This window comes from Pseudomonas sp. MIL9 (assembly GCF_016887925.1).
In the GTDB taxonomy this organism is placed as follows: Bacteria; Pseudomonadota; Gammaproteobacteria; order Pseudomonadales; family Pseudomonadaceae; genus Aquipseudomonas; species Aquipseudomonas mohnii.
The window spans coordinates 42,930-53,246 of sequence record NZ_JAFEHE010000019.1 but is presented as its reverse complement, the minus strand read 5'-3'; the positions used below and the strand labels follow the sequence as shown (position 1 = coordinate 53,246).

General features: G+C 61.8%; 6 protein-coding genes. All 6 read right to left on the bottom strand.

From position 1 onward, the window contains the following. Nucleotides 1-115: 115 nt before the first annotated feature. The 6 genes from JQF37_RS19260 to pilG all read right to left on the bottom strand — a co-directional run bounded on the left by JQF37_RS19260 (nucleotide 116) and on the right by pilG (nucleotide 10,209). Complete coding sequence (locus JQF37_RS19260; RefSeq protein WP_130206643.1) at nucleotides 116-583, bottom strand: chemotaxis protein CheW; 468 nt, start codon at nucleotides 581-583, stop codon at nucleotides 116-118. Further along, nucleotides 576-6,584 (bottom strand): Hpt domain-containing protein, encoded by a 6,009-nt coding sequence (locus tag JQF37_RS19255; RefSeq protein ID WP_130206645.1) that lies wholly within the window; start codon nucleotides 6,582-6,584, stop codon nucleotides 576-578. The genes JQF37_RS19260 and JQF37_RS19255 overlap by 8 nt, the downstream gene beginning before the upstream one ends. Nucleotides 6,585-6,633: 49 nt before the next feature. Further along, nucleotides 6,634-8,694 (bottom strand): methyl-accepting chemotaxis protein, encoded by a 2,061-nt coding sequence (locus JQF37_RS19250; protein ID WP_130206647.1) that lies wholly within the window; start codon nucleotides 8,692-8,694, stop codon nucleotides 6,634-6,636. Between the two features lie 137 nt (nucleotides 8,695-8,831). Next, entirely contained in the window at nucleotides 8,832-9,371 is a 540-nt protein-coding gene (locus JQF37_RS19245; RefSeq protein ID WP_130206651.1) for a chemotaxis protein CheW, read from the bottom strand. A 10-nt stretch (nucleotides 9,372-9,381) separates the two neighbouring features. Continuing rightward, on the bottom strand, nucleotides 9,382-9,747 hold the full coding sequence (pilH, locus tag JQF37_RS19240; protein WP_047539122.1) for a twitching motility response regulator PilH: 366 nt from the start codon (nucleotides 9,745-9,747) through the stop codon (nucleotides 9,382-9,384). Nucleotides 9,748-9,804: 57 nt separating this feature from the next. Beyond that, nucleotides 9,805-10,209, bottom strand: coding sequence for a twitching motility response regulator PilG (gene pilG, locus JQF37_RS19235; RefSeq protein WP_090326068.1), 405 nt, complete (start codon nucleotides 10,207-10,209; stop codon nucleotides 9,805-9,807). Between the last annotated feature and the right edge of the window lie 108 nt (nucleotides 10,210-10,317).

Genomic DNA, 10,317 nt, shown 5'->3' with positions numbered 1-10,317 from the left:
TTCGGCCTTCAGTCCACCGCTACGTAACAGGTTTTCCAGATTCTCGTTGCTGCCCATCCTTGGACTCCAAAAGGGTTTCCACATCAGCAACCAATAAGTCCCAGAAAGGGAACCTTCAAACCAACCCCGCCCCCACCAACAACTCTTCCAACGCCAGCAAATCCGGAACCCTGGCCACTTGATCACCCACTTGCACCGCTGCTTTTTCCAGCGAGCACAGCGGCACGTCGACATAGCTCAATTGACTGTCGAGCTTGTACGAGCGGGGAATGCCCTGGACCAGCATGGCGATGAATTTCAGCTCGGGGCGGCCGCCGAGGGCGTTGAGGATGACGATTCGTGCGCGCTCACCGATGATGATTTTACTGCCGCACGCCGACTCGAAACTGAGCAGCGGGATTTGCCGGTTGCGCCACGGTACTCGCCCCAGATACCAGGGCGGCGTGTCGAGGTCGAATGCCGCGGGCTGGTAGTCGATCAGTTCGGCGACCGCGACGTTGGGCAGGATCAGGTTGCGGTCGGCCAGTGGCAGCAAGAGGCCGGTGAGGTGGCTGGTGCGCTGGTCGATCAGCCGCTCAAGCATGGGTTTTGCTCCATAGGGCGATGCTTTCGAGCAGTACCGACTCCTGGTACGGCTTGCCGAGGTAGTCGTTGACGCCGATGGCCATGGCGCGGTCGCGGTGTTTCTGCCCGGTGCGCGAGGTGATCATGATGATCGGCAGGTGCTTCAAACGCTCGTCGCTGCGCACCAGCGTTGCCACTTCGAAACCGTCCATGCGCGGCATTTCGATGTCGAGCAGCAATACGTCGGGCATGTGTTCTTCAAGCAGCAGCATGGCGTCGACCCCGTCCTTGGCCGTCAGCACGTTCATGCCGTGGCGTTCGAGCAAGCGGCTGGTGACCTTGCGCACGGTGACCGAGTCATCGACCACCATGATCAGCAACGGCCGTTGCGGCTCGCTCTCGGTATCGGGATTCGCCGGACGCTGTGGCACATGGGCTTGCAGGGCGCGGATCGGCGCCAGCAAATCCAGGATCAGCACCACCCGGCCATCCCCCAGGATCGTCGCGCCGGACACGCCCTTCACGGCCGCGAACTGCGGGCCGAGGCTCTTGACCACGATCTCGCGAGTGCCGGCCATGGCATCGACCAGCACCGCGATGTGCCGTTCGTTGCACTGCACCAGCAGCACCGGCAGCGGCAGGTTCTGGCCCAGCAGTTTTGGCCGTGGACTGGTTTTCAGCAGTTCGCCCAGGTAGCACAGTTCATAGCGCTGCCCGGCGTATTCATAGGTCGGCGGGTCGAGGCGGAAATGCCCTTCGAGCTCGTTGGGCAGCACACGGACGATGCCATCGATGGTGTTCAGCGGGATCGCGTACTGATCCTCGCCACATTGCACCATCAGCGCGCGGTTGACCGACACCGTGAACGGCAGGCGAATGCGGAAGTGCACGCCCTGCCCCCGTACGGAATCGATGCTCATGCTGCCGCCCAGTTGCCGGACTTCTTCATGCACGACATCCATGCCGACGCCCCGCCCGGAAATCTGGGTGATTTTCTCGGCCGTGGAGAACCCTGGCTGGAGGATGAATTGCAGCACGTCGCGGTCGCTGATCTCGCTGTTCGGGTCGAGCAAACCGCGCTTGATCGCCTTGCGCCGCACCGCCTCCAGGGGCACGCCGGCACCGTCGTCGCGAATATCGAAAATGATGTCGCCGCCCTCGCGCAACAGATCGAGGGTGATCCGTCCCTGTGCCGGTTTACCCGCCGCTATTCGCGCCTCGGCAGATTCCAGGCCATGGTCCACGGCGTTGCGCAGCATGTGCTCAAGCGGCGCGGCCATGCGTTCGAGCACGTTGCGATCCATCTCGCCTTCAGCATTTTCGACGATGAACTCGACGTCCTTGCCCAACTCTTCGGACACCTGACGAACGATGCGCTTCAAGCGCGGCAGCATCCGCTCGAACGGCACCATGCGCGTATGCATCAGGCCTTCCTGCAGTTCGGTGTTGATGCGGCCTTGCTGTTGCAGCAGGTTTTCCGCGTCCTGGTTGCGCCGGTCGAGGGTTTCCTTGAGGTCGAGCAGGTCGGAGGCCGATTCGAACAGCGCCCGCGACAGTTGCTGCAATTGCGAGTGACGGTCCATCTCCAGCGGATCGAATTCCTCGTAACCCAGCCGTTCGGCGTCGACTTGCTGGCGACTGAGGATCCGGCCCTGGGTTTCGATATCGAGTCGACGCAGTTGATCGCGCATCCGCTCGATGGTGGTTTCCATCTCGTTCAGGGTGATTTGCGCATCGCTGACCTGCTGCTCGATGCGGCCGCGAAAGATCGATGTCTCGCCGGCCAGGTTGACCAGGTCATCGAGCAGTTCCGCCGAAACCTTGACCATGTCGGCCCCGGCATCGGGCTGCTGCGGGGCTTCGTTTTTTGCGGTGACGGGCAGCGAGATTGGCGCTGGCGCTTCAGGCAGCGTCGGGTGGCTGAAGTTCTTGATCGCGTCGATCAGCCGATCGGCCGGCGGCAAGGGTTCGCCGGCGCGGGTCGCGTCGAGCATTTGCGCCAGACGGTCATGGCTGCGTTGCAGCAGCTCGAACAACGCTGACGTGGGTTTCAGCACCCCGGTGGATAAACCTTCGTAGAGAAACTCCAGCTCATGGGCCAAATCGCCGATCGGGGCGATTTCCACCATACGGGCGCCGCCCTTGAGCGTGTGCAGGTCGCGCAGCAGGGTTTCCACTTCCTGACGATTCGACGGCTCGGCCTGCCAGCGCACCAGCGCCGCACCGGAGCTTTCGATGATGTCGAAACCTTCTTCGAGGAAGATGTCCAGCAGCTCGCTGTCGTGATGGGCCGAGTCATGGCTGGCCGCAGGTTCGATCACATCGGCGTGGCCCGTTTGCCCTTGGCGCAACACGCGGATCGCTTCGATCAACTCGCTCGAGTCGCCCAAGGGCTGGTGCTGTTGCAGTTGCTCAAGCAATTGCGCCAACCGCTCATGGCTGCGTTGCAGCAAATCGGTCAACCCGACGCTGTAGCTGTAACGACGGTCGACCAGGCCTTCGTAGAGGTTTTCCAGTTCATGGGCCAGGTCACCGACCGGCTCGACCTCGGCCATGCGCGCACCGCCCTTGAGGGTGTGCATGTCCCTTTGCAAGGACGACAGCGGCGCGACGTTCTGCGGCTCGCCCAACCAGCGCTGCAAGGCCTGGCCGGCGCTTTCGAGGATATCCACGGCCTCTTCGAGGAAGATCGAAACGATCTCGTCGTCCAGCTCACGTTCCTTTGCAGGAGCGAGCCTGCTCGCGATGGACTCACAGGCGCCGCGTCTATCCTGCGATAACGCGTCATCGTTGACGTCCTTCGCGAGCAGGCTCGCTCCCACAGGGGGCAGGCTGTTTTCGAGTTCGGCGGTGGCATCGGACAGTTCGCGGATGCTCAGGGTGCGGCTGCCGTCGCTACGGATCAGGCCCATGGCCGACGGGTCGAGGCTCTGATCGAGCAGGCCGTGCAAGGCGCGAATCCGTTCCGGGCGCGGACTGACTTCCTGGCCGGCAGCCAGTTCATCAAGCATGTTGATCAGCGCTTCGTGGGCACTTTGCGCTTCCTGGAAAAACGCCTCGCTGACCGCCAGGCTGCTTTCTTCCACCGCACCGTAAAGGTCGAGCAAGGCTTCGCATAGCTCATCGACAGGATGCAGATCGGCCAGGTGCGCACCTTCGCCGAGGGTGGTCAATTCATCCAGCAACGCACTGAGTTCCTGGCGTTCGCCAGGGTGTTGCTGCCAGCGTTGCAACAGGCTTTCGGCGTCCAGCAGGATGTCCATGCCCTGGGCCAGAAAGTTGTTGATCAACTGCGGATCGCGCTTGATGCGCAGCCCTGTGCTCGAGGTGTTCGACAGGCTGGCCAGACGTTCGGCCAACACTGCCTGGGTGCGTTGGATCAAGGCCGCAGCGTCAGGGATCTCGGCCAACGGGTCCATCTTCAGTTGGCGCAAGCCGAGGCGGAACAAACCTTCGGCTTCCAGCAGCAATTCCACTTCGTCCAGATCCAGGGCGATCTGGTGGGCCTTGTATTCCCGGGCCAGTTGATCCAGCGGCGCGGCCAGCTCGGCAATCGGCAACACCCCGGCCATCGACGCGCTGCCCTTGAGGGTGTGCAAGGCGCGTTGCAGCTCATCGCTGGCCTGCAGCGGCACGTGTTCGGCAGCCTGATCCAGGAAGCGGTTGAGGCTGTTCAAATGGGTTTCGGCTTCTTTGCGGAAGATCTCCAGCAGCAAGGGATCAAGGGCCGCGACGTCCTGGGTATCTTCATCGGCGGCCCATTCCTCGCCCTTGGCCAGGGCATGGGCGCGGGCAGCCAATTGGTCGACGTCGTTGCGCTGGCGTTGTGCACCGGCGGCAAATTCGGCCACCAGTTCCGGCAGCAGCGCCACCACTTCAGCCAACAGTTGTTGCACCGCAGCGCCCGGTACGACGCTGTGCTCCAGCACGCGGTTGAGCAGGTTTTCCACGGCCCAGGCCAGTTCGCCGAGCACCAGCGCACGGACCATTCGACCACTGCCCTTCAGCGTATGGAACGCGCGACGCACTTCCCCCAGGGCTGACGGGTCATTGGGGGCGGCCGACCAGCGCGGCACGTATTCCCGAAGGATTTGCAGCACCTCATCGGCCTCTTCAAGGAACACTTCGCGCAGTTCGTCATCCACCGGCTCTTCACCGGCAGGCGGCGGCAACAGGCTGCCCGGCGTGGTCAGGGCGGGCGGGTTCAGCGCCGACACCGGGCTGGCCATCACATCCGCCAGGGTCTGGACGATGGCCGGGCCGTCCAGTTCCTGCATCTGCTGCATGACCTGCGCTTCGCTCGGGCTCAACACATCCTCGAGCACCGGCACATGCTGTTCGCTGGGGAAGAAACCGAGTGACGCCAGGCTTTTTTCGGCGATATCGAGCAATGACTCACCAGGCGCTTCCGGGTCATCGTTAAGGCGCTCCAGGTAGTATTCGAGGCTGGCGATAACGTCGGCCAGGCTGTCCAGTTCCTGCCAGTCGGGCTGGCCAGGATCGAGCAGCAGGTGCTCGCGGATGAAGTGATTGCAGGTTTCGATCAGGCTGGCCGCGCGGCTCAAGGGAATCATCGCCAGCGCACCGCGAACCTGGGTCAACAGGGCCGGCAGCGCCTGTAAATGCTGACGGTCCCAGTCGGCGTCGATGTAGTCGACGATCATGTCCTTGGCCTGCTGCAGGCAAATGCGCGCTTCCTTGATCACGATCTGGTGAATCTGCGTCAGGTCGGTGGTCGGCAGACGGCTTTCTTCCTGACTCTCCGGCTCCACGGTGCCGACCATGCCGGCCAGCGTCGCTTCGACATAGAGCAAGGCCCCGGCCACATCCATGAGAATCGCGTCATCGGGCGCACGCTGGCCCTGGGCGAGACTCAGCACCACCGCCAATTGGTCAATGATGACCTTGCGCGGCTGACCGAAACCCAGCACCGCCAGGGTGTCGGCGATTTGCCGCAGCGGCGCCAACAGGCTGTCGAGATCCGAGGCGTGTTGACGGTCGCTGCGCACGAACAGGTCCAGGCGCTCCTTGACCCGCACCAGCTCCTCGCAGAGCGCCGCCAGTACCGAACGCATGGCGTCGCGGTCGGGACCGGCCAGCCGTGCGCGTTCTTCATCGACCATCGCGCTGTCAGGCAGCGCATCGTCCAGTCCGTAGCGATCTTTCATGGTCAGCATCTGCCCGGTGGGGTGTTCGGCTTTGGCAATGTAAAACAGCAAACTCTTGAGCAGCTCCGGCGGCGCCGGTTGATTGATCGCGGACATGCCCTGTTCGAGCAGACGCTTGAGCTCCTTGTCGGCGTCCTTGAACAGGCTGCGCAAGGCGGGGCTGTTGGCAATCGCACCGCCGCGCATGCCTTCGACCAGCGCCGAAGCGACCTGCCACAACGGGCTCAAGGGTGCGGTACCGCACAGGCTTTCGAGACGACTGAATACCTTGGCCAGATAACCGAGGTTAGTCTCGTCATCCTGCTCACGGAGCAAGCCAACCAGGGCCATCTGCAACATTTGCCGCAATTTGCGCAGCACGCCCGGCAGCTCCGCCGGTTCCAGCAGCGCCAGCGATTCCTCATCCAGGGGCGGCAGATCGGGCAGCTGCGGGCTGAACAGACTGGTTTCCGACAACAGGCCTTCACCACGGGCGCTGCGCAGGTCGTTGATCAGCGGCAGCACCACCAGCGGCAAGTCGCGACGCGCGCCCTGGACCCGGTCGAGGTAAATCGGCAATTGCCCCAAGGCTTGCATCAACAGGTGCAGCGCCTCGTCACGGTGGCTGACGCGGCCTTGTTGCATGGCGCACACAAGCTGCTCCATCTCTTCGGCGAGCAGGGCCGCGCCGTAGAATTCGACCATCTGCAAACTGCCGTGAACCTGATGGATGCACGCCAGGCAATCACTCAACGCGTGCGTCGCCTGCGGATCATCCAGCAGGGTTTCGATGGCGTGATGAGCCTGCTTCAGCGTTTCGGCAATCTCGCCTTTGACCCATTCGAGGGCCACATAGTCGTGCCGATCACCCATAACCACTCCAGTTACCACTTCAGTCAAAATGCCAACGCCCGAAGGCGGTTCAAGCGTTGTCCGTCGCCTGCGCCTGGGCGGCCGGCAAGGTGAAACCGGACACCGACCGCCGCAACTGGCTGGCCATTTTCGCCAGGTTGCCGATGCTCTCGGCGGTGGCGGTGGAACCTGACGAGGTCTGCGTCGTGATTTGCTGGATCACATTCATCGTCAGGGAAATCTGACCGGCAGACGACGTCTGTTGTTGTGCGGCGTTAGAGATACTCTGGATCAGCGCCGCCAGCGTCTTGGAAACCCCTTCGATTTCTTCCAGGGCCACACCGGCATCCTGCGCCAGCCGCGCACCTCGCACCACTTCGGTGGTGGTCTGCTCCATGGAAATCACGGCTTCATTGGTGTCGGTCTGAATCGCCCGCACCAGGGTTTCGATCTGCCGGGTCGCCGCAGATGAACGCTCGGCCAGACGTTGCACTTCATCGGCGACCACCGCGAAGCCGCGCCCGGCATCACCGGCCATGGACGCCTGGATTGCCGCATTGAGCGCGAGGATGTTGGTTTGATCGGCAATGTCATCGATCAGGCTGACAATGTCGCCGATTTCCTGTGAAGACTCGCCAAGACGCTTGATTCGCTTGGCGGTGTCCTGAATTTGTTCGCGGATGTTGTCCATGCCGTGGATGGTGTTGTGCACCACCTCGTTGCCCTTGTTGGCGATTTCCACCGAACGCTCGGCCACCGCCGAAGATTCGGCGGCGTTGGCCGACACTTGATCGATGGACTCGGCCATCTCGTTGATGGCGGTAGACGCTTCGGCGATCTGCTGCGCCTGATGCTCCGACGCTTGCGCCAGATGCATCGCGGTGGCCTGGGTTTCCTGCACGGCGGCCGCGACCTGGCCGGCCGTCAGGTTGATGGTCGCCACCAGGTCGCGCAGTTGGTCCACGGAATAGTTGATCGAGTCGGCGATGGTGCCGGTGAAATCTTCGGTGACCGATGCCGTGACCGTCAGGTCGCCATCGGCCAGGTCCTCGATCTCGTCGAGCAGACGCATGATCGCGTTCTGGTTGCGCTCGTTTTTCTCGGCGGTTTCCCGCAGTTGGCGATTGGTTTCACGCACCATCACCAAACCGATGAGGATGATCGAGGTTAACGCCAACAAACCCAGTACGTAACCGCCAATGGTATCGGTGGTGCGCCCACCCGCCAGGTTTTCGAAACCGCTGGCCAGGTGCGAGGCTTCATCGAGCAGGGTTTGCGACAGGCTGAAAATGTTGGTGGCCGATTCGCGCACCTTGAGCAGTTCGGGCGAGGTTTCGAGGATTTCGTCCACTGAGCCGGAGACGAACTCGAACAGCTCGGAAATCTCGGTCAGTCGCGCGCGCGCATCGCGGTCTTCGACCTGGCTGATCCTCTGCGACACGTTACCCTGAAGCATGCCGTTGAGCACCAGACCGAAACGCGCCGCGTCACGACCGAAAGCATCGGCGGCCTGCTGCGAGTTTTCGTCGCCGGACAATACCGTGTTCACCGCGCCGAGAATCCGTTCAGCCAGCAGCGATTGACGCTGGGCCATCGCCACCTGCCCCGCCGGGGCGCCGCGTTGCAGCAGGATCTCCACCACTTTTTCGTATTCGACCTGCAACTGCGGCACGGTTTCGGCGAGGGTGGCGGCCACCTGATGCAACGACAACACGGTCTGCTCGCTGGAAAGAATGGCGTCGGTGTTCTTCAGCAGGCGTTCCCAATCCAGTTGCACGGCACGCATTTCCGGGCGCACGGTAGCCGGCGCTGGCGGCAGGCCGGTCGCCGGGTCGCCTTTCTTCAGATAGCCCCAGCGCTGGGCAAAATCATTGCGCGCATCGCTGAGCAGCTTGAATGCCGCGGCCTTGCCGGCGGCGGCCTCGGTGGCGTTTTTGGCAATGCGCTGGGACAGCACGCGCAATTCGCCAGCGTGGCCGATGTACTGCTTATCGTAGGTGGCCTGGGTGTTGAGATACGCGAAGTTGGCGAACAGCAGCATGATGAAGATGATCAGTGCGATGAACAGCACGATGATCTGCGACCGACTGCGCGACCCTTCCACTGGCTTGCCTGTTTTTGCTTTTATCATCGGTCACCAACACCCTTTAAAGCTTGCCGAAGTACCTGTGGGAGCGAGCGTGCTCGCGATAGCGGTGGATCAATCGATAGCAATGCTGGCTGTGGGTCCGTCATCGCGAGCAAGCTCGCTCCCACAAGGGTCCACGTTTATACCGCGACGTTCATGAATCCCTGGGATCGCGCCAACGCAAACGGGCTGAACACCCGCCAATGCTGCTCGCCCTGAAAACAGCCTTCGACGAACGCCGCCATCGGCCCCTGCAATTCGTCAGCGGGTACGGCCTCCAGGCTGTCCCGAGCGAAGTGCTGGAGGCCGAAGACTTCGTCGACCATCAAGCCGGCAAACACATCTTCGTGCTCCACCACCAATACCCGTCGCTGTCTTCGCGCGGTCGACAGCTCGTAACCAAAAAAGCCACACAGGTCCATGATCGGCAATAACCGCCCGCGCAAGTTGGCCACGCCCTTGACCCAGGGCTTGACCCCGGGCAGTTGCGTGAAGCGCGGCTCGTGCAGCACTTCGCCGACTTCGCCCATGGGCGCGACATACCAGTGTTCACCCACGCGAAAACCGATGCCACTCCAGCTGTCCTGCCGGGGCGGCTGGGACGGCAAGTCCGCGGCCAGCAGACGACAACGCTGGTCGATCTGCAGCAGAAGCTCGAAGGCGGTCAGTGACTCGCTCATGGCTGGACGATCAACCGGGCAATACGTTGTTCAGGGTCTTGATCAGGGTTTCTTCGTCGACGGGTTTGGTCAGGTAGTCCCTGGCCCCTTGGCGCGTGCCCCAGACCTTGTCGGTTTCCTGATCCTTGGTGGTGATGATGATCACCGGGATATGCCCGGTTTCAGGGTCCTTGGTCAACTGACGGGTCGCCTGAAACCCGTTGAGGCCGGGCATGACGATGTCCATCAACACTGCGTCGGGCTTTTCCTGGCGCGCCAGGGCCACGCCGTCGGCGCCGTTTTCGGCTTTCAATACTTCATGACCGTGCTTTTCCAGCATGCCGGTCAGTTTGTACATTTCAGTCGGCGAATCATCGACGATCAGGATACGTGCCATGGTCTTCCCCATTCTTGTCGACGCCAGGCCCGTTGGCCGAGCGTCACTGTAGGTGTCTTACTGCGGCAAAACGGCGGCAAAGCCCGGAACATGGGCCTGGATCGCGTTCAGCAGTTCTTCCTTGCTGAAAGGCTTGGTCAAAAACTGGTCGGAGCCGACGATACGCCCCTTGGCCTTGTCGAACAGCCCGTCCTTGGACGACAACATAATCACTGGCGTGGACTTGAACGCTGGGTTGTTCTTGATCAAAGCGCAGGTCTGATAGCCATCCAGACGCGGCATCATGATGTCGACAAAGATGATGCCGGGGTGATTGTCGGCAATCTTGGCCAGGGCATCGAAACCGTCGATGGCGGTGATCACTTCACAGCCCACGTTTTTCAACAGCGTTTCGGCGGTGCGACGAATCGTCTTCGAGTCGTCGATCACCATGACCTTCAAGGCGCTGGAATGCTGTTCCATAAATGCTCTGCCGTCGCCTTTGCGAATCAAATTGTCCATTTCCGGTAACCGGAGGGCTCGAAACCCTTGATGTTCAAGGGCCAGTACCACTTGGCAGCCTTTTTAGCA

Bases quoted from the DNA above. Each gene is read 5' to 3' on its own strand.
- JQF37_RS19260 (WP_130206643.1), bottom strand. From the start codon at position 583: ATGCTTGAGCGGCTGATCGACCAGCGCACCAGCCACCTCACCGGCCTC.
- JQF37_RS19255 (WP_130206645.1), bottom strand. From the start codon at position 6,584: ATGGGTGATCGGCACGACTATGTGGCCCTCGAATGGGTCAAAGGCGAG.
- JQF37_RS19250 (WP_130206647.1), bottom strand. From the start codon at position 8,694: ATGATAAAAGCAAAAACAGGCAAGCCAGTGGAAGGGTCGCGCAGTCGG.
- JQF37_RS19245 (WP_130206651.1), bottom strand. From the start codon at position 9,371: ATGAGCGAGTCACTGACCGCCTTCGAGCTTCTGCTGCAGATCGACCAG.
- pilH (WP_047539122.1), bottom strand. From the start codon at position 9,747: ATGGCACGTATCCTGATCGTCGATGATTCGCCGACTGAAATGTACAAA.
- pilG (WP_090326068.1), bottom strand. From the start codon at position 10,209: ATGGAACAGCATTCCAGCGCCTTGAAGGTCATGGTGATCGACGACTCG.